The organism is Psychromonas algicola (genome assembly GCF_004378355.1).
In the GTDB taxonomy this organism is placed as follows: domain Bacteria; phylum Pseudomonadota; class Gammaproteobacteria; order Enterobacterales; family Psychromonadaceae; genus Psychromonas.
The window spans coordinates 17,052-38,532 of record NZ_SNUB01000017.1 but is presented as its reverse complement, the minus strand read 5'-3'; the positions used below and the strand labels follow the sequence as shown (position 1 = coordinate 38,532).

General features: G+C 34.1%; 33 protein-coding genes. 6 read left to right on the top strand and 27 right to left on the bottom strand.

Annotation, left to right across the window (positions count from 1 at the left end; all coding sequences use genetic code 11):
• The first annotated feature begins 81 nt into the window (after positions 1 to 81).
• The 4 genes from E2R67_RS09950 (at position 82) to E2R67_RS09935 (ending at position 3,577) form a co-directional block, all read left to right on the top strand.
• A complete protein-coding gene (locus tag E2R67_RS09950; RefSeq protein ID WP_134290806.1) occupies positions 82 to 669 on the top strand; it encodes a TetR/AcrR family transcriptional regulator in 588 nt (195 codons plus the stop codon).
• Between the two features lie 109 nt (positions 670 to 778).
• Entirely contained in the window at positions 779 to 1,957 is a 1,179-nt protein-coding gene (locus E2R67_RS09945; protein WP_166739361.1) for an MFS transporter, read from the top strand.
• Positions 1,958 to 1,981: 24 nt separating this feature from the next.
• Positions 1,982 to 2,665 (top strand): haloacid dehalogenase type II, encoded by a 684-nt coding sequence (locus tag E2R67_RS09940; protein WP_134290804.1) that lies wholly within the window; start codon positions 1,982 to 1,984, stop codon positions 2,663 to 2,665.
• 126 nt (positions 2,666 to 2,791) lie between these two features.
• Positions 2,792 to 3,577 (top strand): phytanoyl-CoA dioxygenase family protein, encoded by a 786-nt coding sequence (locus E2R67_RS09935; protein ID WP_134290803.1) that lies wholly within the window; start codon positions 2,792 to 2,794, stop codon positions 3,575 to 3,577.
• Positions 3,578 to 3,806: 229 nt separating this feature from the next.
• Here the strand turns inward: E2R67_RS09935 and E2R67_RS09930 are convergent, their stop codons facing one another.
• The 8 genes from E2R67_RS09930 to E2R67_RS09895 form a co-directional block, all read right to left on the bottom strand.
• Complete coding sequence (locus tag E2R67_RS09930) at positions 3,807 to 5,438, bottom strand: methyl-accepting chemotaxis protein (RefSeq protein WP_134290802.1); 1,632 nt, start codon at positions 5,436 to 5,438, stop codon at positions 3,807 to 3,809.
• Between the two features lie 222 nt (positions 5,439 to 5,660).
• Positions 5,661 to 6,308 (bottom strand): NAD(P)H-binding protein, encoded by a 648-nt coding sequence (locus E2R67_RS09925; protein ID WP_134290801.1) that lies wholly within the window; start codon positions 6,306 to 6,308, stop codon positions 5,661 to 5,663.
• Between the two features lie 137 nt (positions 6,309 to 6,445).
• A complete protein-coding gene (locus E2R67_RS09920; RefSeq protein WP_134290800.1) occupies positions 6,446 to 7,315 on the bottom strand; it encodes an MYG1 family protein in 870 nt (289 codons plus the stop codon).
• Between the two features lie 179 nt (positions 7,316 to 7,494).
• Positions 7,495 to 8,163 carry a hypothetical protein gene (locus E2R67_RS09915; protein WP_134290799.1) on the bottom strand — a complete coding sequence of 223 codons (669 nt, stop codon included), beginning with the start codon at positions 8,161 to 8,163 and terminating at the stop codon, positions 7,495 to 7,497.
• Positions 8,164 to 8,194: 31 nt separating this feature from the next.
• Positions 8,195 to 8,539, bottom strand: coding sequence for a hypothetical protein (locus E2R67_RS09910; RefSeq protein WP_134290798.1), 345 nt, complete (start codon positions 8,537 to 8,539; stop codon positions 8,195 to 8,197).
• Between the two features lie 96 nt (positions 8,540 to 8,635).
• The gene (locus tag E2R67_RS09905) at positions 8,636 to 8,947 is read right to left on the bottom strand and encodes a hypothetical protein (protein WP_134290797.1); all 312 of its coding nucleotides are present in this window, start codon (positions 8,945 to 8,947) and stop codon (positions 8,636 to 8,638) included.
• A gap of 43 nt (positions 8,948 to 8,990) precedes the next feature.
• Positions 8,991 to 9,392 carry a hypothetical protein gene (locus tag E2R67_RS09900; RefSeq protein ID WP_134290796.1) on the bottom strand — a complete coding sequence of 134 codons (402 nt, stop codon included), beginning with the start codon at positions 9,390 to 9,392 and terminating at the stop codon, positions 8,991 to 8,993.
• A 191-nt stretch (positions 9,393 to 9,583) separates the two neighbouring features.
• Positions 9,584 to 10,138, bottom strand: coding sequence for an imm11 family protein (locus E2R67_RS09895; RefSeq protein ID WP_134290795.1), 555 nt, complete (start codon positions 10,136 to 10,138; stop codon positions 9,584 to 9,586).
• Positions 10,139 to 10,260: 122 nt separating this feature from the next.
• Here E2R67_RS09895 and E2R67_RS09890 point away from each other — a divergent pair, with 122 nt between their 5' ends.
• Positions 10,261 to 10,641, top strand: a complete 381-nt coding sequence (locus tag E2R67_RS09890) for a VOC family protein (RefSeq protein ID WP_134290794.1) — start codon at positions 10,261 to 10,263, stop codon at positions 10,639 to 10,641.
• An 8-nt stretch (positions 10,642 to 10,649) separates the two neighbouring features.
• Here E2R67_RS09890 and E2R67_RS09885 read toward each other — a convergent pair whose 3' ends face one another.
• From E2R67_RS09885 to soxR, 5 genes are all read right to left on the bottom strand, one after another.
• Complete coding sequence (locus tag E2R67_RS09885) at positions 10,650 to 10,865, bottom strand: hypothetical protein (protein WP_134290793.1); 216 nt, start codon at positions 10,863 to 10,865, stop codon at positions 10,650 to 10,652.
• The gene (locus tag E2R67_RS09880) at positions 10,858 to 11,274 is read right to left on the bottom strand and encodes a hypothetical protein (RefSeq protein ID WP_134290792.1); all 417 of its coding nucleotides are present in this window, start codon (positions 11,272 to 11,274) and stop codon (positions 10,858 to 10,860) included. Before E2R67_RS09880 ends, E2R67_RS09885 begins: the two co-directional genes overlap by 8 nt.
• A 243-nt stretch (positions 11,275 to 11,517) precedes the next feature.
• Positions 11,518 to 11,910 carry a hypothetical protein gene (locus E2R67_RS09875; protein ID WP_134290791.1) on the bottom strand — a complete coding sequence of 131 codons (393 nt, stop codon included), beginning with the start codon at positions 11,908 to 11,910 and terminating at the stop codon, positions 11,518 to 11,520.
• A gap of 256 nt (positions 11,911 to 12,166) precedes the next feature.
• Complete coding sequence (locus E2R67_RS09870) at positions 12,167 to 12,832, bottom strand: hypothetical protein (protein ID WP_134290790.1); 666 nt, start codon at positions 12,830 to 12,832, stop codon at positions 12,167 to 12,169.
• 186 nt (positions 12,833 to 13,018) lie between these two features.
• Positions 13,019 to 13,456 (bottom strand): redox-sensitive transcriptional activator SoxR, encoded by a 438-nt coding sequence (gene soxR, locus E2R67_RS09865; protein ID WP_134290789.1) that lies wholly within the window; start codon positions 13,454 to 13,456, stop codon positions 13,019 to 13,021.
• 122 nt (positions 13,457 to 13,578) lie between these two features.
• Between soxR and E2R67_RS09860 the strand changes: the two genes are divergently transcribed.
• Complete coding sequence (locus tag E2R67_RS09860; RefSeq protein ID WP_134290788.1) at positions 13,579 to 14,793, top strand: MFS transporter; 1,215 nt, start codon at positions 13,579 to 13,581, stop codon at positions 14,791 to 14,793.
• Between the two features lie 83 nt (positions 14,794 to 14,876).
• Here the strand turns inward: E2R67_RS09860 and E2R67_RS09855 are convergent, their stop codons facing one another.
• The 14 genes from E2R67_RS09855 to E2R67_RS09790 form a co-directional block, all read right to left on the bottom strand.
• A complete protein-coding gene (locus tag E2R67_RS09855) occupies positions 14,877 to 15,197 on the bottom strand; it encodes a hypothetical protein (RefSeq protein ID WP_134290787.1) in 321 nt (106 codons plus the stop codon).
• A 31-nt stretch (positions 15,198 to 15,228) separates the two neighbouring features.
• Positions 15,229 to 15,627: a hypothetical protein gene (locus E2R67_RS09850; RefSeq protein WP_134290786.1), complete on the bottom strand. Its 399-nt coding sequence runs from the start codon at positions 15,625 to 15,627 to the stop codon at positions 15,229 to 15,231.
• Between the two features lie 20 nt (positions 15,628 to 15,647).
• Positions 15,648 to 15,902: a DUF6966 domain-containing protein gene (locus E2R67_RS09845; protein WP_134290785.1), complete on the bottom strand. Its 255-nt coding sequence runs from the start codon at positions 15,900 to 15,902 to the stop codon at positions 15,648 to 15,650.
• A gap of 52 nt (positions 15,903 to 15,954) precedes the next feature.
• Positions 15,955 to 16,227: a DUF6966 domain-containing protein gene (locus tag E2R67_RS09840; protein ID WP_134290784.1), complete on the bottom strand. Its 273-nt coding sequence runs from the start codon at positions 16,225 to 16,227 to the stop codon at positions 15,955 to 15,957.
• Positions 16,228 to 16,241: 14 nt separating this feature from the next.
• Positions 16,242 to 16,514 carry a hypothetical protein gene (locus E2R67_RS09835; protein WP_134290783.1) on the bottom strand — a complete coding sequence of 91 codons (273 nt, stop codon included), beginning with the start codon at positions 16,512 to 16,514 and terminating at the stop codon, positions 16,242 to 16,244.
• Between the two features lie 83 nt (positions 16,515 to 16,597).
• The gene (locus tag E2R67_RS09830; protein ID WP_134290782.1) at positions 16,598 to 17,089 is read right to left on the bottom strand and encodes a DNA topology modulation protein; all 492 of its coding nucleotides are present in this window, start codon (positions 17,087 to 17,089) and stop codon (positions 16,598 to 16,600) included.
• Between the two features lie 74 nt (positions 17,090 to 17,163).
• Positions 17,164 to 17,604 (bottom strand): hypothetical protein, encoded by a 441-nt coding sequence (locus E2R67_RS09825; protein WP_134290781.1) that lies wholly within the window; start codon positions 17,602 to 17,604, stop codon positions 17,164 to 17,166.
• Positions 17,605 to 17,887: 283 nt separating this feature from the next.
• Complete coding sequence (locus tag E2R67_RS09820) at positions 17,888 to 18,526, bottom strand: hypothetical protein (RefSeq protein ID WP_134290780.1); 639 nt, start codon at positions 18,524 to 18,526, stop codon at positions 17,888 to 17,890.
• A gap of 4 nt (positions 18,527 to 18,530) precedes the next feature.
• Positions 18,531 to 18,824: a hypothetical protein gene (locus E2R67_RS09815; protein ID WP_134290779.1), complete on the bottom strand. Its 294-nt coding sequence runs from the start codon at positions 18,822 to 18,824 to the stop codon at positions 18,531 to 18,533.
• 12 nt (positions 18,825 to 18,836) lie between these two features.
• Complete coding sequence (locus tag E2R67_RS09810; RefSeq protein ID WP_134290778.1) at positions 18,837 to 19,406, bottom strand: hypothetical protein; 570 nt, start codon at positions 19,404 to 19,406, stop codon at positions 18,837 to 18,839.
• A 29-nt stretch (positions 19,407 to 19,435) separates the two neighbouring features.
• Positions 19,436 to 20,176, bottom strand: a complete 741-nt coding sequence (locus E2R67_RS09805) for a carbon-nitrogen hydrolase family protein (RefSeq protein WP_134290777.1) — start codon at positions 20,174 to 20,176, stop codon at positions 19,436 to 19,438.
• Positions 20,177 to 20,205: 29 nt separating this feature from the next.
• The gene (locus E2R67_RS09800) at positions 20,206 to 20,553 is read right to left on the bottom strand and encodes a hypothetical protein (protein ID WP_134290776.1); all 348 of its coding nucleotides are present in this window, start codon (positions 20,551 to 20,553) and stop codon (positions 20,206 to 20,208) included.
• 50 nt (positions 20,554 to 20,603) lie between these two features.
• The gene (locus E2R67_RS09795) at positions 20,604 to 20,906 is read right to left on the bottom strand and encodes a hypothetical protein (RefSeq protein ID WP_134290775.1); all 303 of its coding nucleotides are present in this window, start codon (positions 20,904 to 20,906) and stop codon (positions 20,604 to 20,606) included.
• A gap of 36 nt (positions 20,907 to 20,942) precedes the next feature.
• Positions 20,943 to 21,398 carry a hypothetical protein gene (locus tag E2R67_RS09790; protein WP_134290774.1) on the bottom strand — a complete coding sequence of 152 codons (456 nt, stop codon included), beginning with the start codon at positions 21,396 to 21,398 and terminating at the stop codon, positions 20,943 to 20,945.
• Between the last annotated feature and the right edge of the window lie 83 nt (positions 21,399 to 21,481).

Below are 21,481 nucleotides of genomic sequence, written 5' to 3'. Positions count from 1 at the left end.
TCCGTGAATAGAAATAATCTTGACATTATTGGTCATAGAATTAAGATGAACACTTAACTAACCGATCGTTTAGGAAAAGAAATGGCTCGCACAAAAAATTATAACGACAATGATGTTATTGAAAAAGCCACCGCTCTTTTTTGGAAAAATGGTTACGAAAATACATCGATGAGTTCATTAGAGAAGAGCATGGGGATCAATAAATTTTCTATCTATGCTAGCTTTGGAAGTAAACAAGGTGTTTTTTTACAAAGCCTACAATGCTACAAAAATAAACTACTTCCAGTTGTTAATAAGCTTGCTCACAGCCCGAACGGTATTTCTGCCATTAAAGAATACTTTTATGACTCTTTAGCGATTTATTCAGATACTCCGCTAGTGAATCAAGAGCCTAAACATTTTAAAAGTAAAGGTTGCTTAATGACCAATACTCGCGGCGAACTCAAAGGCGAAACTAACGCTTTGATATTAAATGAAATTGAGAGTTTTATTGATTATCAAAAACAACTGTTTATTGACAAGCTAATCTTTGAAGGTATGAATTTAGAACAAGCGAGTAAGAAAGCAAACTACCTAATCATTGCGAAACAGGCCGTTTCTATCGCATCAAAAGTACACACTTTAAATGAATTAAACGATTTCATAGAAGTCACTTTCGAATCTATTTAAAAAAATTTACTCAATTTCTAACCGACCATTTAGTTATAAAAAGCACCGTCATTTAAATAACTTCATGATGCCAAAAATAATCATCATTAGTATGAGAACAAATAAAACGATGAATAGCACAATACTTTTTCTATTTGGTTTATTACTGTTTTTAGCCAACGGCGATAATTTCGCAGCGGCCCCTTTAATTGTAAATATTGCACAAGACTTAAACTTTTCAGTCAATGCAGCTGCAACGTCAGTGACAGCTTATATGCTCGCATTTGGTGTATTTACGGTTTTATTCGGCCCTTTATCTGATCGCTATGGCAAAGTCTTAATCATTCATATTGCTACGATGGGAACCGCTATCTTTAGCATATTAGGCGCCCTCGCTTATGATCTACCTTCATTAATATTTTTTAGGACGGTTAACGGGGCTTTTGCAACAGGATTATTACCCGTTATTTTTGCTTACATTGGTCAATCAGTAAATGATGATGAGCGCCCTAAAGCTTTAACCAAGGTTATGTCTTTTGGTTTTTTAGGCACAGCAACAGCCACTTTAATTGGTGGTGCGATAGCTTATTTTGGTTCCTGGAAGTTTGTTTATTTATCCTATGGCATCATGGAATTGTGTTTAGCAATTGCAATGATAAAACTAATCAAAAGAGATAAACCTATTAGTGATAAATTAAACATGTTCGCTTCTTATAAAACGGTGCTAAAACATAAAGGCGTTATTTCTTTGTTACCACTATTTGTTTTTGTTGGTTTTACGGTTTTTGGTATTTTCACCTATTCAGGACAATTAATCACACAACGTTTTGGCGTTGACATATTCACCGTTGGAACCATGCTTTCGTCTTTTGGGGTTGGCATTATGTTCACAGGAAAAACCATTCCAAGCTTAAGAAATAAATTACAACATTATTATATGCCCTTCGCAGGTTTTGTTCTTAGTAGCGCTTTATTAGGTTTATCCAACACCTCTAATACACTTTTGTTTTGTTTCTATTTATTTATGTTTGGGTCAGGCTTTATCTTATTTCAACCTGTTTTTATTTCCAAAATACAGGAACAAATCCCGAATATGAAAGGCACTATCATGTCAGTCGCTTCATTAAGTTTATATGTTGGCGCCGCTTTAGGCACCACGCTCAATGGATTAATCATAAATAATTGGGGCATGCAAAACATGTTATATATTTCGGCGGCCGTCATTTTAATAACCGGCTTTATAGCCAGCATAGTCATGTCTAGTTTAGACAAACCAAACACATTAGAAACAGCTAATAAGCTTCCATAAATTATCTGGCATAGGAGAATTATCTTGAAACAAAAAACAATACTTTTTGATATTAATGAAACGGTGCTTAATTTAGATTTATTGAAACCTAAATTTGAGAAAGTATTTAATGATCAAAGCGTTGTCACAATTTGGTTTTCAATGTTATTGCATTCATCTACTGTTGCTGCATTAACAGGAGTAAAAAGCACCTTTGCAACGTTAGCGTCAGACATGTTAGAGAATGTAGCGACACGCCGAGGCATTACATTAACTGACCAAGCTCGAAATGAAATATTAACAACCTTTGCGAACCTAGCGCCACATAACGATATTAAATCAGCATTAACAAAATTAAAAAAGAATGGATATCGTACCGTCGCTTTTTCTAACTCCTCATTAGACTTAATTACACAGCAAATAAAAAATGCGGATTTATCGGATTATTTCGATCAGGTCATTTCAGTAGAAAGCACAGGAAGCTTTAAACCTGATCCTAAAGTGTATCAATTCGTTGCAGAGCAATTAAAGCAGCCAATAGCAACATTACGTTTAGTAGCAACTCATGACTGGGATACACATGGAGCAATCTCTGCAGGTATGTTAGCAGCTTATATTAATCGCACAGGAGCGCCTTATCATCCCCAATATAAACAACCTAAAATCATTGCCGATAATATGAATAAACTAGTAGAAGCAATTATTATCAGCGATAAACACAGTGAATAACAATAACACTGTGTTGATAAATGCTTACATATGCCAACCATCTTAATGATCAATGTAACTAGTAAAATAACAGCAGAGTCGTTATCATTCTGCTGTTTTTGAAAATGAGAAAGGCAATAAGCATTAATGCAAAAAAATAATGAACAATGGAAAAATGATTACGAAGATCAAGGCTACTTTGTACTCAGAAATTATTTTAAACCAAAACAAATGGATGCATTGCGAAAAGTTATTTCAACATTCCATGAAAACTGGAAATCAGACAATAAACAGTTCTACCAAGAAGAAGCTTTTAATTCCTCGCTTATCACTGGCAGCCAATATTTAAATTCATTAGATCGCATAAAGCTGTTTAATTTTATTAGCTCAAATGAAATTATGCAGGTAGTCGATTCACTTATTCCTAACCAGCCTGCTTTTATGAACACTCAATTATTCTTTGATCCATATAATGCTGAGCAGACTAATTTTTGGCACCGTGATTGCCAATACGACTATGGTATTGAAGACCAAAAAAAGATAATACAAGACACACAGGTGGTTCATTTTAGAGTGCCTTTATTTGATGAACCCGGAATGGAATTAGTACCAGGCTCGCACAAACGTTGGGACAATCAAGAAGAATACGAAGTACGGCAAGAAGAAAATAATAGAGTAAGCAGTGAAGCCCTTTCAACAGGGAAAGAAATTCAATTAAATGCAGGTGATTTATTAGTTTTTTCAGCCGATATGATCCACAGAGGGTTATATGGGTTAGATAGATTAGCCTTTGATATCTTAATATTCGATTCAACAGGAAGTGGTTCTATTTACGCAGATTATGTTGATAGTGATTGTTTGCCAGATAAGAGTCAATTAGAAGTAATTGCTAATCCAAGGCTATTTCTAAACACGTTAGCATTAACAATTTAAGTTATACCAATCCACATAAGTATCTGCTCTATCTTGTTGGTTAAAATAATAGATAGCTACGTTGCATTCAATCGCAATAGCAAGCTATTACTCAATCATGCGCCTTGCTCTTTATCATTTTCCCTCAACAAGCCCTGACCATAATATTATGCGGAATGGTATTAGTTATCACCTATAACATTCAGTGATAACTAACTTATTATTTGAATTCAAGAATAAACTAAAAGCTTTAATTAACAGTAAAGTAATCCGTATCTTTCTTAAGTGTTTTAGATAGGTTTTCAAGCAACTCTGCTTGAGTTACATTGTTCTTAAGCGTTTCACTTGTTTCTTGCGACATCACTGTAATATCTTCCATACTACCAGACACATCAGAAATAATAGCAACCTGCTCATTAGTCGCACTCACCACTTCTAATACTTTCGCTAAAGAATCATCCGCTTGACGTTGAATATCATTCAATAACTCATTCGCTTCTCGCGTTAACGTTAAACCATTTTCAACTTGAGGAACCGTCGTTTCCATCGCTGTAACAGATGCCTGTGTATCCTGTTGAACCTGTTTGATCATCGATTCAATTTCACCCGTTGCATCACCAGTGCGTATAGCAAGTTGACGAACTTCATCGGCAACAACAGCAAAACCACGACCAGTTTCACCTGCACGCGCCGCTTCAATGGCAGCATTTAGTGCGAGCAAGTTAGTTTGATCAGAAATACTACGGATAACATTAATGATTTCACCAATTTCGCGAGTACGCTCTTGTAGCACATTCACTTGAGAAACAGTGCCTTTTACTGTGTCTGATATTTTTTCTATTTCTGTCGCTACATTTTGAACAGCACTTCTACCACGCTGCGATAAATCAACAGTGGTTTTAGAGTTATCTTCAGTTTGTTTTACTGTTTCAGAAATACTATGAACACTGTCACTCATTGACTGTAAACTATTTTTAGCTTGCGTGGTTTCAGTCACTTGCTTGTCAGCTGCTGTGAGTGCTTGTAATGAACCAGCCGTCACCGAAATAGCACGATCAGATAATTCACCAGAAGAATGAATAATGCTATTCACTGTACTTTTAAGTTGTTGTTGCATAACGCTTACAGAAGCCATCATGCTATCCGGACAACAAGAATTTATTTCACCAGTCAAATCACCTTTAGAAATACGAGCAACCACTTTGGCCGCTTGTTGTGGATCGCCACCAACAGCATCTCTTATTTGAGTAATAATTCGGTATGCAGTTAATAAACCTAAAATAATAGCAATCGCAGTGAGACTCACCATCCAATTTTGGAAGGAACTTGCGACAAGGCGTACTTCTTTTGTCGCCTGTTGATTAACCACTTCTTGATAATCAATAAATTGATTGATGGTAGCTAGCCAGTCGACGAATAACGGTCTTGCTTGATCAAGCAAAATTTTATTCGCCGCTTCTACATCGCCTGATTTTTGAGCGTTAATAATTTGTGTAATAAGAGGAAGTGTTTTCTTTTCTATTTCATTAATTTTGGCATAAATAGACTTTTCTTCAGCAGTAAAGGAATCCGATGAAGACAACATACCATTCATTGAAGATGCAGATTCTTGATAAAAGGCATCAAGCTTATTTATCAACTCAATCTCTTTGTTCAACTCGTTATTTGCTCTAGAAAAAACAACATCTCGCACAGCAATGGCACGATCATGCACACTACCTCGAAAATTAATCGCATAACGTTGTTTCACTGAATTAACGTCAGTTATTTCAGAGATGGTAGAGTCAATAAAGTTAACACGATGAATACTAATAACAGTCAATACAACCATCATAAAAAGTATTACGGCAAAACCAATAATCAAGCGTAAATTAATCGTCATAATATTTTAATCTCAACAATATACTAAACAGAAAATAAAAAGGCATTACTAAGCGTAGCGGTAAATCTTTGATGACGCTATCAATTATGTCGATTTATATCAATAAAAAGATATAAATAAAATGAATTGTGACAATGCTAAACGTCTGAAATAAATCAAACGAAATAAAACAACCATCAACTAAAGTATCAATGGCTTTACTAACCGTCTACAAGGAACTCGCTAATTTAAAAAAATTTCATCAAGGCAGAAGAATTCAAGTGGGTTACCCGCTTGAGTACTGACTTGTATCATTTTAGCTGCAACTTGTTCACCGGAAATGGGACGATATCGTTTCAACCAAGGTAGAAAACATAAGACAGGTAATAACCAAGATCCTATTTTCTCTCCCCAACGAAAATGCTCTCTATGGCCTATTAATAGAGAAGGTTGGAATATGCTAATACGATGAAATGGTAAGGATTTAATGACGTGCTCTAACTCACCTTTCATTTTCAAATAAGCTTTATTACTTGTTTGATTAGCTCCAGCAGAGGAAACTAAAAGGTAATGTTTTACACCATTATTGGCAGCAATCTCTGCAGCATTAAATTGATAATCAAGGTCGACTTTACGCTGTGCTTCAATACTTCCAGCTTGTTTAAGCGTGGTTCCTAAACAAGAGAACAACAAATCTCCTTTTAACAATTCAGCATAAAGCGCTAGATTTTCAAAATCTACCACTTCATTGAAGACTTTTGGTGAAGCATAGCTGATAGGCTTTCGTGTCAGTGTGATTATTTTTGATACGTGTGTTGCATCAATTAATTTTTCCACTAAAGCTGAACCGATTAACCCTGTCGCTCCAATAACTATCGCAACTTTACTCATTCTCTGCTCCTTGAATAATACCAATCAGTTATTTAATACGATTGGTAAAAACGGTACTGATAATGAAACTAAGCGTTAAAAGACGTTAACGACGACACCTTTAACTTTCGAGCTAAAGGTGTATCAATTAACAAATATTAAGCTTTAAGCGCCATTTCTGCCATTTTCATTGTGCTTTCAAATGACTCAGATCCCGCAATAAATAATCCATTATGACAAAACATTGCGTCGTCGATTCCAGTGACATCTTGCAAGGCTTTATCTGATAGCCCAGCCCATGCTTTAGGTAATGATTTTCTGTCTTCAAATGATCCTGGCTCAACAGGCACAGTTTGAATTCTCCATTGCCCTGTTTGTGATGGATAAACCATATATAAGGCTTCGGTTGATAGAGCATGCACAGTACGTTTCCATGGAATGTATTTCTCTAATACAATCACTCGAGGGTCAGCGGCATCTTCAATGGCTTTAGCCACTATTGCCTTAGCATTCAAACCACCACTTGCAGAAGCAATAAAGCGTGCTAAAACGCGTGAAGCAAATTCAACCGCTTGATCAAAACACGCATCAAAATCGCCTTCTTCTTGCCAAGTAGGGTTAAACATTGAAATGGTTTGACTAAGACTGATACCAGTAGCAACCCCTTCAACGTGACCGCAATCAATGGCATCAATTGTTGACACTAAACCCGCATCAATAGAAGCAACTAACTCTTGATTACCTTCACACAATTCTAGGCCGTATTTTTGCCAAATTAAACCGAATGACGAATAAGGAATACCATTTTCACGAGCCCCCGCGCCACCACGTTGATGATGGTCAAAACGCCCTGCTTCTGGGTCATAAATACCACCAACATCAATCACAAGATCAGCTTTATTAATGACTTCTAAATCACGAGTACGAATTAATTTAAAATGAGGAAAAACCGCTTTCAGCGTAGCGATGCTAAAAACATCATCTGCATGAAAATTACCATTGTGCGTTACTATTATTTTATCAGTCATTTGGATTGCTTCAGTCTTATAATATTTCGTTAAAAAAGAGATCGCGTACGAGATATAAACTCTGTACTTTTAAAAGATCAGAACTGTCAATTCTATACGAAGCTGGCACACAAAAGTAGCGGATTGTTGTTTTCTATGGACTCAGGCTTTATTTTTAATAAACAATGAGTCCAACTACATCAAAATTCAGGGTAATAGGGAACAAACTCACCGTTTTCAAAGTGGAAGTCAATTAATCCACCATCAGATAATAACTCCCCTTCTGAATCGGTTTCTTGAGGAAAGCCAACAGTAAAAATATTAACCGCCTGTGTCTTTTCATCTTTATTTGGCCACAATAAATAATTTAAACCATGCTCTGCAACACCATCATTCATACTAGTGACGGTTTTAGGATCGGAATAAGTATGCAAAGAAGCCACATGTTTTACTTGGTAGTCATCATTATTCGATATAATCGCAATTGTTTCAGGCTCTTTTCCATTAAAACCATCGATGATCACATCGGGTTTATCGTCTTGATTAATATTTTTAATAAACGCAAAAGGCGCTGAATTTTCGCCGTCATGTTTTAAACTATCAACAATACTTTGCGTATAATCTTCAGTTTTCCAAGCTTTAAATATTGGATTATAAGCAGCAAGTGCCGCTTCCATTTTTTCACTTAACTTAAGCAGATGGTGACCGCTTTCAAAATGAATTAAAGGAGGCTCAATGTTCATTTCTTCTGTAAAAACATGTTCAAGATCAGAGTCAGCAAATATGGACCGTGAGTTTCCACTCCCTTCAGCTAAAAGATAGTTAGGGATAGAAAGCAAGAATATAAAAACGTACGTATATGTATTCATCATAAAGCCTTTTATATAAAACCCAATTTAACTAAAGAGGGGCAATTCCACCATAGGATTCTAGCGAGATTGAATAACTAAAATAAATAAATAAAATTGGAATAGCAAAGAAATAAATACCAACAAAAATAAGCCTAATGAGCCATGAGTAACGATGAGGTTCTTCAAGCTCTACGCTCACTAATTTATAAATAAAAAAAGCATGGATAATCATAATTAAACAGCCAGCAACAAAAAAATAAAAAGCGTCCCAACCTGCGCCATTATTAATAGCCTGAGCTGTTCCAATAGTCGGAATACCAAGAAAAAAAAATGATAGAGGTACATCATTAACTATTTCCTCAATCTTATATATAGCGCGATCAAACTTACCCATTTTTGCTCCCATTATCTCTGCAGATAATAAATAATTAGTCATTGAATAGATTAAATATAAGTTTCTATGGAAACTCATTACCATTATTTTATTCTTTTAGGTTATTGAACTAGAGCCTCGATTACCTTTATTCCACTTTTCATAACGATCCTTAGCAGAATCTGAAATAACCACTTGCTCCAAGCTAACCCAACTTGGCGTTGAATGACGCGTCAATGGTGCGATTTTTAACGAGTCGCCTGAATCATTTGTACAAACATCGTTAAAAAACATCGAATAAGGTCTGCGCCATCGCTTATCTTGAAAATAATAGGAAAGTCCGTTACGTGTTAACGTAATAAGTTCAACAGATATATTTCCGTCTTGGTCAGCCACGTAGGCTAATAATTCTCGATATTGATGTGCCATATCGTCCCTTTAACTTAAATTACAACGCTATTTTAAAGAATAGCTATTGATAAAGCCAACCAGGAACAAAATAGATAAGAACGAAATAAATCCAAACAAAAGTCCCCAAAATATATTTAGCAATTTTAACATTATTTTTAAGAATATATTTCATGGTTGGCTTAAAAGCAAAACACGCTCCTTTTATACTTGGACTAAACCACACATAAGTGGGGTTGGTTGAATGGCTGATTCCCATCCCTGTTATATCGCATGATTCCTTAAAATACTTTCCTTCAAAATTAAACTCTACAAGCATATGTTCTTTGGAACCGTTTTTACCTGTACTAATTAATTTTACATTAATTTTTGGAAGCTTTAATAACGGCAGGGAACGAATAAAATGAATCAGTTGAATAAAAATTGAAACGATTAATGCGGTGATCAAATAATATTCCATTTTCATAATATAAAAAATTCCTATGTAAAATTTAAGTTATAGCGATAACGGTAATCGCATTCAATAAATGCTCTTGCTCTAGAGCATCTTTTAATAATTTGAAAGCAAACATCCATATAACGAAAACCTTTGATAACTAATCGACTCACTTTAACTCCATGCCAATTTTAAATTGGAATAGGCGGCCTTTCTTATTCTCAAAGAGAGAATAATTCCGGTTTGTAAATCTTAAAGCCTGCTACGTTATTTTGAGCCAGTGCTGTTTTTAATAAATCGCTAATAATCAAAATTGATGGAAATTCAGACAAACGAAAAATATGCCCGTAATCCTTTCCATTGTTAATGTTCAATACTAATTTATTGATGAATTGAATATCTCCATCATCAAATAACTCTAATTTTGACGCTTCTTTATCTACACAAGCGTATTTCCCTACAACATTGGCAATGTAATAGTTTTGGTTAATTGATTGAGTATTTTTTTCCAATAACCGTACATTTAAATACTGAATATTTTTGATATCCAAAGAATCAAAAATAGCCTTAACTTTTTTGTTAATTAAAAGCCCTAATCGCGTTGGCGCAATAATATTATCGACAAAATATTCTTCAGGATACAGTTCGTAAGGCACATCGATAGTATCAACATTGTCAGTAATGCGATTACCGCTATCAAAGTACAAATCTAATCGTTCAATATCTGGCGGCAATCCATCAATACTTAGTTCATATTCATCAGAGCGTTCGCTCATTAACACCCAGTGCATAATATCTATCACCATTAAAATTGAATTTATTAATTCACAGTTACATATTAAAAAACATACTGTAACATTCGTTTTCATATTTATTCAAATAAAAACAAGGTTGTACTATGCTTTCAGGTGTTTGTATTGGAACCAATGATTTAAAAGCTTCAGGTGATTTTTATGATGCTGTTTTAGCCACAATTGGGATGACTTGTGTATTCTCAGATCCTCAAGAAAGAGGTTATGCAGGTAAGGATGGAAAAATAACTTTTTTTATTCTACTACCCTTTGATCAACAAAAAGCGACCTCAGGTAATGGCACACAAGTCATGTTTTATGCGCCAGATAGTGAAGCAGTAAAAGCATTTCATGCTGCTGTGTTATTAAATGGCGGAACTGATGAAGGCGCACCGGGACCTCGTCATTATCATCCTGATTATTACGGCGCTTATGCGCGCGATCTAGATGGCAATAAGTTGAATGTTTCAGTCAATATTCAAGCTTAAGGAAAGAACTAACCATCTTCGTTAACAAGTGTACAGACTTGTTGATCATCTTCATCAAACACAATTTCACTAACAGCATAAGGCGGGCCATTAAACCATGACTCGTCATCTTTATAATCAGACAAACAAATCGCGGTGATCACACGAGAGCCTATATCCGTACATTGCCATTTTTTACCACCACAATAAAAACTCATTCCCAAACGAAAGTCTTCTTTATTCATCGATCATGCCCTTAATGTCCTCAATCGAAATGGGAGTTCCAATATAGCTTTCTAACCTTTGCTTGTGCTCAATAAACCAATTAATGGCAGACTTTGAACTTGCATCTATTTTCAATATATAAAAAGGTTTGTTTGTTTTTAACAAGGTCGCCATTAAGACAATCCAAACTTTCCCCTGTGCTTTGATAACGCTTAATTTAGCCTGTTTAATGGCCGCAAATGAAAATCCTAATTCTTTATTTCCAAGGAAAAAATTAACCGAAGTATCATCAACAAGCACAACTAAATTGCCCTCTAAAAGCGATTGCACTGCAAACATTTCTTTTTCTGAAAGATATAATGAAAAGTCCTGATTCTCTCCCAAATAAAGTGTCGCAGAAGCGGGTAAAGCGATGGAATGTCGTTGCATATTGACCTTGTTTAATGAGAATTAATGACTTTATAAAAACAAAAATAATAAGCCATTATGCCTTATCTCTTTATTTTTACTAGATTGCGGTAATAACACAACTTGTGAATTAGGTGTTGTTTTTAAAGTAAAAGAATTGGATTTGGAAACCAGAGAAAAACATTTAAAATTTAATAATTGATACAGTATAAAAATAGTATTTTATTTAGCTACTTTATACCGGATGATAAGCTCCTTAATTAATTACATGTCGTCAGATTCGATTGCAAATAAAATCCAATTCTTTAAATCTTTAGCCATCGGTGATAAATGGTGTAATTCAAATCCCATAGAAAAAGAAATAGAGTTTTCATTAGTTCTTAATTCACTTTCGCTAAGCAACAAGCCTGTTCTTTTTAAACGTACAATCCAAGCTTTAACAGATTCAATTTTAGTATCAAATTTATTTGCTATATAAAGTAGTTGCCTTGTTGCTTTTTCTTCTGACTTTTCATCTTTCTTATTTTCTTTAATATCAAATTCATACATGTAATAAAGAACCTTTATTTCACGATGTGATAAATCTGAAACTATAGATAAAACTTCCTGATATCTATCAGTATCTTCAAATAATTTTTTTGATTCTACTCCCTTCACAAACATTTCTATCAAAGCAGACAATTTAATCTTATTTGTACACTTACTCATAGCTTCAGATGTAGCTATAAAGCAACTAAAAAAGTCATCATTCTGAATTTCTAAAGAGTTAATATCTATTTGAGCATCACTTAAGCGCTTAATTAACTCATTACGTTTTTTTCTTTAAATAATTCATAACCTGCTTTCCCGAGAATACGAGTTATACCTATATATAATGAGCTTGGCTCCATTAATGATATCCTCTTATAGTAAATTAAAAATTATTAAGTTTTTCTTCCCAAAAACAATACGTTCCTTGGTTAATATATCCCAATATTTTCAAACGCTTAGCTAAAACTCTGTACTTGTTATAATAAAATCCAACAGCTAAATTATCGTCTGATATTTTTTTATATTCATGAATATATTCCGCAACTCTAGAAACATGCAACGATGTAATAACGATAGCTTCGAACATCATATTCTCTTTAAATGTTTTTGGGATACTGCTTTTTTCAACGTAATAATTTTTGGGCTTAACTGTTTGTTCATAAACAGTTTCAAATAACAACATTGTCATTACCTGATAAAAATCATACTCATTACATTCTTGATCTTCATTTATTTGTTCTGTAATAAACGTTTGTTTATAATTTAATAACGACTCTTTTATTAGAACTTCATATTTTTCTAGACAACGAATTATTTCTTGCTTTTTGTTTTCATTTGATATGATTTTCAACTCTGAATCTTGCAATTCAAGCGACTTTTTAACTCCCGAATATGCATATAATGCAATGATTGGTGTAACAGCTACTGATATATACGTCAAATAAGGAGAAAGAATAAAAGAACCAATATAGGGAGTATCTAACGAATCTAAAAATGGAGCTAGAGCAATAATGAGAATAACACCCCATAGCAATAATTTCATATTCACTCACACCTCCTTGATAAAAAATTAACAAAAACTATTTATTGTAAAATATTTCCATTCAATATTACAATCATAATATAAAGTATACATACTCATTTTTACGTATAAAAAACACCGTTTAGCAGTATACTTTAACACTCAAGATTTGCATCAAGATAAGCAATTAAAACATCAAAAAAATTAAACGTTTTATTGATAAGCCTCTTTTAACACAATCGAACCATTACCTTCTTTTGCTAAAATATCTTCAGGATTTCTTAACCGACATTTACTATTGGATAAACACCCGCAACCAATGCATTCATTCAAGTTATCGCGTAATACTTGTAATCGACGAATGCGTTCGTCTAATTGTGTCTTCCAAATATCAGCCATCACGCCCCACTCTTGATCCGTCGGCGCATGGTTTTTAGGAAAGTGTTGAATCGCTAGAGCCACTTCTTGTAATGACATGCCTAATTGCTGTGCTGTTTTAATGACGGCAATACGCCTTAACACACTGCGATCATAGCGACGTTGATTTCCCGAATTACGCCAACTTTCAATGAGCCCTTTTTCCTCATAAAAGTGTAAAGTAGACACGTTAACCCCAGCTCTTTTGGCAATTTGACCGACGCTCATTTCCATGTTTTTTATTCCATTAATCAGTATTTAAAATATTTTATAACTTTCAAAAAATAAAACTTCACCTCAACCTAACTTGAGGTATTAGACTAGCAGCAATAAAAATAAAAAGCATGGAAAAGAAGATGAAAAAAAGAACAGTTCCTTATTTATCAGCACGATTTTTTGATGGCATATCATCAGGCATGTTTATGATGGCATTACCTTGGGTGATGTTAGCCGAACCTAATATGGGGACTTTTGTAGCAATCACAGCGTTAGTTTGTACTTCCCTATCTTTTGTTGTCACTCCGTTTTTTGCAACACTCATTGATCGCCATTCACGTAAAAATATTTTAATTATCATGCAAGTGTTACAAGTTAGCGCCGCTTTGGTTGTATTTATCGCTTATTACAATCACCTTGAATCGGCTTGGGTATTAGCCTTTGCTCAGTTAATATTTTGGTTAACTAATGATTTAGCGTGGAGTTGTAATAATGCCTTTACGCAGGAAAATTATCGCCAAAAGGAATATGCACAAATATCAAGCTATCAAGAAATGGTTATGCAAGGCACCACATTAGGCGCAGGCGCACTAGGCATTATTTTACTTGAACATTGGTCTATGTTGGAATTTTCATTACTTGCCGTCATCGCGTCATTTTTATCTGCAATTTGTTATATCGCAACGCCTTATATTCATCAGCTTAGGTCTTCTAAAAAAGAAAGCTTTTTTAAGCAGCTTGTAGAAAGTAAAAGCATTTTTGCAAAACAAAGCCGCTTTTATTTATTTTTAGCACTGTCGTGTTTGTCTTATCCTGTGCTTACCTTTTTAGTCAAACTGGTACCTATTTACTTTGCTGCAGAAGGTATTAGCGGTACTTGGTTTGCAACATGGAAGATGAGCTATGGACTCGGCGCATTATTAACAGGATTAGTGATTGCGCGTCTTTTACAGCGTTATAACCATGAAAATGCAATGATAGTATCAATGTTGGCTATGGGAGTTGCTTTGTTATTGATGGGCTCTTACCTTGCTCCGGTTGTGATCATTTTACTCACTCTTCTTTTAGGCTTTTTTAATTCCTATAACCGAATTGCCAGAATTAATAAAATGCACAATGTGATTGCGATTGAACAACGTGGAAGAGTTGACGGTGGGTTAAAATTATTTTCCACACTGGCGCAAAGTTTAAGCTATGTGATTATTGCCTTTTTAAGTTATTTTCAGGTGATTGAATGGGGTTTTGCTATTGTAGGAATCACCCTATTGATCGCGGCCTTGGTGATGCACAAGCTAAAAGGCAGCTCAACTCATCAAGCTTTTATTCATGAAAAACCATTACCTCAGGAAAGCTAGCTAAAGCATCAATAAGATAAAAAGTGATAGTTAACGACTAGCTAACTATCACGACTGTTATTAAAATGTTTAAGGCGACTTGTTTACGCCGAATGATTTAAAAAGGTGTCTATTTCAAATACAGAAATTGCTTTACCATTAATTAAGGCTTCATTTTTATCTATAAAAATTTGAATCTCATATTCTTGTAAGTCTTTGGAATACTTTCTTAATAACAAAGTAATAGAACTTTCATCTTCTTTAGCTGAAATCAAATCCCAAACTTTATTGGTTAAATTAAAGTAACAATGATCAGATAAAGTGTCGGTTAATGTTGGCGCATAAACCCAATGAGACATTTTCATTTCATGTGGAACGATTTCTAATGTAATCCTTCCTTGATGGAAGTATTGTTCAAGCTCCATTTTATTTTCCTTTGTGAATCACTTAAAAACGTTATATTTCATAAGCCGCATCAAGGTCGATATGACAACCTAATTCATAAGCCCAGTTTTCATGATACAGTTTCATCAACGCTTTATCTTCAACATGTTCTAGTGTCACTGCTCTTAACTCAAGTTTCGGCCCATGCCCGGCGACATTGGCATTCCATGCGTACAAACGACCAGTTTCAGGGCTTTGCTTTAAACTAATAGAGCTCCTTTCACATTCCTTAGCAATCTCGATATAAGGTGAATACGCTAACTCATATTCAGGCATATCTTTCAACATGTTATAAGCACCATAACGACTTTTAGCATAATCGCCATCAAAGTGCTCATAAGCCTTTTTAACTTCTAAAAATAAAGCGATAAGTTGTTCATGACTAGATAAAATATGTCGTTCAGCTTGCATAAAAATTACCTTTTATTTTATTAAACATTGGCTTTAGCATAATTCCAAATTTCACCTTTTAAATACTCTAATCTAGCAAATTCAGTTTCAGGTAAATTCCAAAAAACATCATTGAAACTTCCCATTCCACCATAAGCACCTAACACTTTGCGATAAGACTCAGACGCTTTGCCTGATTGGTTAAAGTCATAGGCAATTTGAAACCAATTAGTCCAATGTTCATTTCCTGATTTTTTAAGTAGTTCGATCATTTCTGATAACATGTCGTCAAACATAATATTCCTTACTTGAATTTGAGTTACCGCATTCACTTTATAGCAAATACAGTTAGGTATTGTTAGTTGTTAAATCTGCGCATGCTAGTCGAATATTATTTAAATGGTTATGAATCGTCGTATTCACAGAAGCTTCTTCGCCTTGATCGATATTATGCCCATTCATTTTACAAATATATAAATCACTGAGGCTGCCCATACCAGCAAACTGTTTTAATGCACGCTTAGCATCATAGGGACTGTTGACACTTGATAGCTTTTTCTTGTGTTCGCCATACCTCACTAACAGAGAGTTAAGTGCTGCGATTTCATCGTTTAGATTCATAATACACGCTCTTTTTACTGTTTATTGCCGCTATAATAACTAAAGAAAACAGCTACAATGCCTTCACCAGCAAACCTACTAATAGGCAGAGTAAGTAATTCTGATTGTTCTGGTGTTTGTTGGTTTGCTATAAAATGAACAACATTTTCATTATCAAAAGTAGCATCCCAACTATGCCCATTACCTTGAACTTTTGGAAGATAGCGTTTCTTTGCTAAATAAGTAAATACATTATTTAAGCAGGCATGCTCATCAAGTTTAAAAGTATATTCATGAGGTGAATTCATATCATCCCCCATGCTTACACTATCTCGTTTTACGTTAATTAAATACATTGCGAACCTTTTCTCGGTAAGGACTTCATTCTCGATTATTTACATAATTGAAGTGCTTGTTTAGCTGATCTTACAATAATTATTCTTTTATCTTTTGCTACTGTATTGAGCTTATCAATAAGAATAGGCCGGCTTTTGTTGGGGTAACGCCATAGAAATTTAATAAAGGCGAAATCAATTCTTTCATTACAACCTTTCCCCATATCAGGCCGATTTTTACTTGTGAATGTTCTTTTAATCGCTCTATAAATACACTTAAAACGGTTAACATCTAAGAAGATGATGGTATCGCAAGCTTGAATTCTAATATCAAGAGTACTTTGGTAATTACCATCTATAATCCAATGCGCTTTGTTACACAGTTCTTTCTGCAACGTTACCCATTGAGTCGTTTCCATTCTTTGCCAACCAGGTCGCCAATATAAACTATCGAGATGATAAACAGGCAAGTTCAATTGTTTGCCTAATAACATAGAAAGCGTCGATTTACCTGAACCACCAGAACCAATAATTGCTATTTTATTCATCAATAATAACTCCATTTACAATAGCTAAAGACTACACATTGATTCAGCCACATGAAAAGCTGCTCGTAAATTTATTAATTAATTAAAGCATAAAAAGAAAGATGATAATTGTTAAGAATCATTTCGTAACCTTCTGTTGGAAATGAAGAAACGAAATATATTTCATTCACAGACATCAACAAAAACCAAGAGAGAATAGCAATAAATGAAACAATGAAAAATGCAATTTTAATCGCTTTAGATCTTTCACTTATTTTCTTTAAAAAAGTAGAAAAAGGAAAAAGCACTAAACTGCAGCTCATAAAATAAATAAGAAGATTGAGGAGCAAAGGAATAATTGCAATATCTACTTCCAAAGAATTAACGCCATCCATCAGCCATATAAATGGAAAACCAACAACATCAACACTTCGCTCAAGCCTGTTATTTATATAAAAAGCATATTCACCAGAACCAGTAAACAGGATAAATAACAGCAGAGACAAGGTCGTTGAAAAGTAAAATATATTTTTCATTTTATGCGCCTATTAAATTTCATTTATTATATGTTTCTAGAAATAATAAAAATAGAAAGATATAAGAAAATCTGACCGGACTTTAAATCATCTTTGTTCCGATAATTCACTAAGCATCGTACTTAAAGTTGTATGTAAAAAATGCTCCTATCCTTGCATATCCACGATGCTTTCTAAAAATCCACTAGCAAAAATCAGTTGCTCGTTATCTGTTAATAACTTTTCTTCAAATAAACCTTTCTCTACAAGTTCATTCACATTTAACATCAACCCTAACCTTTCACTAATCACACCAATAACAATGGTTAATCAGTAAATCCCATGTATCGCCATTGCTTTGTTCGTATAGCATAACGCCTATTTCTCCATATCTTAGTTTGTAAGAAACCCAGATTTCTTTTTTACCATCGCTATCGAGATCAGTTAAACCGTGGATATTAACATCCGTTTCATTGCCTATTTCTTTACTTGGTTTAACAAGCAACGCTTTATTAACAAAATGCTGCCCCCAATCATCTTTTGAGAAATAATGATAAAAACTCATATTAATACTTTCATTGTTATAACGTGTTATAGAGGGATAATTAATGCTTTGAAAAAACAAAAATGGCGCTGGCTGTTGACCATCTAGATTAAGGGGTTGTATTAATTTAGACCGAGTTCCGCCGCCTTCAACGCCTAATGCTTCATTATAATTTTCAGGCACACTTAAATTAATAACAATCGCATTGTCTTCAAATATTGGCTTTATTTGGGCAGGTGTATTTATATTTATTCCCGATGTTATCAGTATTTTATTGTCTTTAATGGAGAGCATTGGATGGAAATATTCACCTTTGACATAGCCATATATTGCGGATGTGTTTTCAGCAAAGCATGTATTGATAAAGCAAATTAAAAACGTAACAAATACTTTTTTCATGCCTTCAAACCTTTTCAAAATAATTTTTTCTAATTAAAAGTAATAGTTCAGTAATTTCCGTATCCTTTGTTAATGATTCACTTAACCCCATGCGAGCTCTTGACTGGGTTAAATAATCAACAATTATTGATGGTTCACTGTTAGTGACAACAAGCGAATAAACCTTTGGTAAATAAGATTCGTATTCATTTCTCGGCCAGTTGCCTGATGAAATACCGATAGGATCCCATTTATAAAAAAGAATCTCATCAATATGTTTATACAAAGCTTCCTGCTCTTTAGTCATGGTATTGTTCATATTTTACTTACCTTATTGGCCCGCATACTTTAAATTAATGGCGTCAACAGTCATTCTTTTTGCAACGCCAGCAACTTTGTATTCTTTATTTTTATATATAAACGTAATTTCAATATCAGATTCACTGCCATAAACACTATTAATTGAACGTAAAGGGTGTGTAATGCTAGATGTAAAAGGCGCGATGGTTAGCTCATCTTCAAGTGCTAAAGCCTCCTGCCCTACTTTAATATGCGTCGCTTTAACTTGTATATCTGATTCAGATTGATTAATAAAATAAATTTCAGAAACCCAATCCACAAGACCATCTTTATAAAATTCATCACGGCTTTCAAGAAATCCGGCAACGCTGCTTTCTGAGCTTAACTTAGTATTGACTACTCTTTCTAAACCGAGCGTGATCACTAAGCGAATAAGCATAGATCCGTCTTCACTATACGACTCAAACTCATAATAAGGTGAATAATGAACCGCTTCTAATTCACCCGTTTCAGGATTAGGTTTTGACTCCACCATATAACCGTAATGACGTCTATCGGGTGATTTAGCAAACCAACTAATAAGTCGTTTAAAGAATGTCATGATTTATTTACTCCACACCTCGTTTTAGTTTACAAGGTCACGATTTTTGCCTGCCAACCAGCGGAAAGCTTTTCAGCAATAACCAATGCATTATCTGTTTCGTTAGCACAAGCTAATAAGCCTTGTTCGGACCAAATTGCACTTTTCCCTATTGGTTTCCACCCGCCTGTTATTTGATTATGGTTCGCCATTAATACCAGCATATTATATTGTTTTGCATATTCAGCCAAAGCCGCAGTATCCGCTTTATAGCCCGCTTCACTTATTAATACACCGGCAATATAAATATCCGCGTCTAATTGAACGCAAGCTTGTATATGTTTAGGGTTGTTGGTATCTGCACAAATGGCATTCGCAATTTTAGTGTTAGCAATATTCAATAGACAAGGAGTCGAGCCTTTACCAAAAAACAACGCTTCACCTTCATGTAAATACATTTTTTCGTAACTATCAATTTGCCCTTTATTAGAAATAATCATAATGCCAATTTTAGGGAGTCCAAGACTTTTGATTGGAACACCCAGCGCAATACTTATATTATTTTTAATTGCAGATTCAATAAATGGTGTTAGGCGAATATCCTGTTTAGAAAAAGCTAATTGTTGAGCAAGTTCAGGCTCGTAACCAGTCAAGGATAATTCAGGAAAAACAATATAATGAACGCCTTCTAAACTGGCTTTTCCTATTGCCTTTACATGCGTTTTTGTATTTTCTTCAACATTGCCTTTAATTGAATGAATTTGTGCTACTGCTATTTTTAATGAATTCATTTACTTTCCTTAACAATACTTCCTGCAGTTTAAACTGATTTACTCTTTATTTTAATTCTTTGAAAGAGGCTATTTAAGGCTACGATACTTAAAGAAATCCACCAAATATAATCAGTGGTCAATTCATAAAATGAGCGCCCCAACAATTCATTCTCATCTAATATCAAAACGATCATTCCAGATAAATCACTTGTCACAATAAAATTGTCAAATGATGGGGGAAATCTTAATACAAGCAAAATAGAAGCATCATCAGGTAAGGTTATAATGGAAGTAAATAGTTTTATTAATGTTGATATAAAAGCAACGGCAGCCATTGTAATAACCACCGTTCTTTTAATTTTATCTAACGGCCCTTTCTTTTTATCTAGTTGCATCACTTTCTCATTTTTAATAACGGTCTAAATTGAAGGCTGATTAAATTATTCTAATTAATATAAAGGTAACCTAGCAAAGCAGAAGTGGACAATAAAAACATCTTCAAAGAAAGCCATTTGTTGCTTTTAAAAGAAAACAAACAATGAGTTAGCGAGAATACAATTGATGTTAACCACAATACAACAACAACTAAGGCAAACATTAAATCGATAATATCACCAATACCATAGGCCTCACCGGCGGCTACTGGTAAATCGTGATATAAGGTAAATTTATATAAAACCCCACCTAAAGCGAATATGTAAATCAAAAAAAGGTTATAGGTTAACGCTTTACGAATAAATGATTTCATTCTTAATATCCGGCTAAGATGTTATATAAGATAAAGTTATTGATTGCTAAAATCTTCTTTGTATTGATAGGTGTTTTTTTCACCATCAATGATCAATGAAAATTTAAAAACTTGGTTATTATGCCCATTTGTTGCAGTGGCATTAATCTGTATTTTATTTATTGCTAGGGAATGACATACTAAATTATCGATTGTAATATCGGCATGGTCGTTATTAACTTCTTTAAAAGTAAAACCTTTAATAGGTATCATTTGAGTCTCAGAATCGTTTAAAGCGACGATATCAACGAATAACAAATTTTGTCCTGAGTAATACAGTGTCAATAATCTAAAATTACCCAATTTTCCATTAACTCGCCAATCACCACAGGTTTCAATGTTTTCTATTGAAGCAAACAAAGATGTATTAACCTCTTCGTAGGAAACAACACGTCCTAAAGCAAAGGAATGGTTCGTAAATAAAAACAGCAGACTGATAAAAATCAACTTCATGTGCGTGGTGCCTATTTTTAATTATAAGGAAATTAACTTGTTATGCGGTTCACAGAGTACTTAAAGATTATCATTGTTAAGCA

Excerpts from the sequence above, each read along its gene's own strand:
- E2R67_RS09885 (WP_134290793.1), bottom strand. The coding sequence starts at position 10,865 with ATGAATAAAGAAGACTTTCGTTTGGGAATGAGTTTTTATTGTGGTGGT.
- E2R67_RS09855 (WP_134290787.1), bottom strand. The coding sequence starts at position 15,197 with ATGGAGCTTGAACAATACTTCCATCAAGGAAGGATTACATTAGAAATC.
- E2R67_RS09890 (WP_134290794.1), top strand. The coding sequence starts at position 10,261 with ATGCTTTCAGGTGTTTGTATTGGAACCAATGATTTAAAAGCTTCAGGT.
- soxR (WP_134290789.1), bottom strand. The coding sequence starts at position 13,456 with ATGGAAATGAGCGTCGGTCAAATTGCCAAAAGAGCTGGGGTTAACGTG.
- E2R67_RS09815 (WP_134290779.1), bottom strand. The coding sequence starts at position 18,824 with ATGAACAATACCATGACTAAAGAGCAGGAAGCTTTGTATAAACATATT.
- E2R67_RS09840 (WP_134290784.1), bottom strand. The coding sequence starts at position 16,227 with ATGAATCTAAACGATGAAATCGCAGCACTTAACTCTCTGTTAGTGAGG.
- E2R67_RS09850 (WP_134290786.1), bottom strand. The coding sequence starts at position 15,627 with ATGCAAGCTGAACGACATATTTTATCTAGTCATGAACAACTTATCGCT.
- E2R67_RS09845 (WP_134290785.1), bottom strand. The coding sequence starts at position 15,902 with ATGTTTGACGACATGTTATCAGAAATGATCGAACTACTTAAAAAATCA.
- E2R67_RS09930 (WP_134290802.1), bottom strand. The coding sequence starts at position 5,438 with ATGACGATTAATTTACGCTTGATTATTGGTTTTGCCGTAATACTTTTT.
- E2R67_RS09805 (WP_134290777.1), bottom strand. The coding sequence starts at position 20,176 with ATGAATTCATTAAAAATAGCAGTAGCACAAATTCATTCAATTAAAGGC.
- E2R67_RS09925 (WP_134290801.1), bottom strand. The coding sequence starts at position 6,308 with ATGAGTAAAGTTGCGATAGTTATTGGAGCGACAGGGTTAATCGGTTCA.
- E2R67_RS09895 (WP_134290795.1), bottom strand. The coding sequence starts at position 10,138 with ATGAGCGAACGCTCTGATGAATATGAACTAAGTATTGATGGATTGCCG.
- E2R67_RS09860 (WP_134290788.1), top strand. The coding sequence starts at position 13,579 with ATGAAAAAAAGAACAGTTCCTTATTTATCAGCACGATTTTTTGATGGC.
- E2R67_RS09935 (WP_134290803.1), top strand. The coding sequence starts at position 2,792 with ATGCAAAAAAATAATGAACAATGGAAAAATGATTACGAAGATCAAGGC.
- E2R67_RS09795 (WP_134290775.1), bottom strand. The coding sequence starts at position 20,906 with ATGAAATCATTTATTCGTAAAGCGTTAACCTATAACCTTTTTTTGATT.
- E2R67_RS09790 (WP_134290774.1), bottom strand. The coding sequence starts at position 21,398 with ATGAAGTTGATTTTTATCAGTCTGCTGTTTTTATTTACGAACCATTCC.
- E2R67_RS09825 (WP_134290781.1), bottom strand. The coding sequence starts at position 17,604 with ATGAAAAATATATTTTACTTTTCAACGACCTTGTCTCTGCTGTTATTT.
- E2R67_RS09820 (WP_134290780.1), bottom strand. The coding sequence starts at position 18,526 with ATGAAAAAAGTATTTGTTACGTTTTTAATTTGCTTTATCAATACATGC.
- E2R67_RS09800 (WP_134290776.1), bottom strand. The coding sequence starts at position 20,553 with ATGCAACTAGATAAAAAGAAAGGGCCGTTAGATAAAATTAAAAGAACG.
- E2R67_RS09920 (WP_134290800.1), bottom strand. The coding sequence starts at position 7,315 with ATGACTGATAAAATAATAGTAACGCACAATGGTAATTTTCATGCAGAT.
- E2R67_RS09910 (WP_134290798.1), bottom strand. The coding sequence starts at position 8,539 with ATGGGTAAGTTTGATCGCGCTATATATAAGATTGAGGAAATAGTTAAT.
- E2R67_RS09880 (WP_134290792.1), bottom strand. The coding sequence starts at position 11,274 with ATGCAACGACATTCCATCGCTTTACCCGCTTCTGCGACACTTTATTTG.
- E2R67_RS09835 (WP_134290783.1), bottom strand. The coding sequence starts at position 16,514 with ATGAATTCACCTCATGAATATACTTTTAAACTTGATGAGCATGCCTGC.
- E2R67_RS09950 (WP_134290806.1), top strand. The coding sequence starts at position 82 with ATGGCTCGCACAAAAAATTATAACGACAATGATGTTATTGAAAAAGCC.
- E2R67_RS09915 (WP_134290799.1), bottom strand. The coding sequence starts at position 8,163 with ATGAATACATATACGTACGTTTTTATATTCTTGCTTTCTATCCCTAAC.
- E2R67_RS09810 (WP_134290778.1), bottom strand. The coding sequence starts at position 19,406 with ATGACATTCTTTAAACGACTTATTAGTTGGTTTGCTAAATCACCCGAT.
- E2R67_RS09905 (WP_134290797.1), bottom strand. The coding sequence starts at position 8,947 with ATGGCACATCAATATCGAGAATTATTAGCCTACGTGGCTGACCAAGAC.
- E2R67_RS09900 (WP_134290796.1), bottom strand. The coding sequence starts at position 9,392 with ATGAAAATGGAATATTATTTGATCACCGCATTAATCGTTTCAATTTTT.
- E2R67_RS09830 (WP_134290782.1), bottom strand. The coding sequence starts at position 17,089 with ATGAATAAAATAGCAATTATTGGTTCTGGTGGTTCAGGTAAATCGACG.
- E2R67_RS09945 (WP_166739361.1), top strand. The coding sequence starts at position 779 with ATGAATAGCACAATACTTTTTCTATTTGGTTTATTACTGTTTTTAGCC.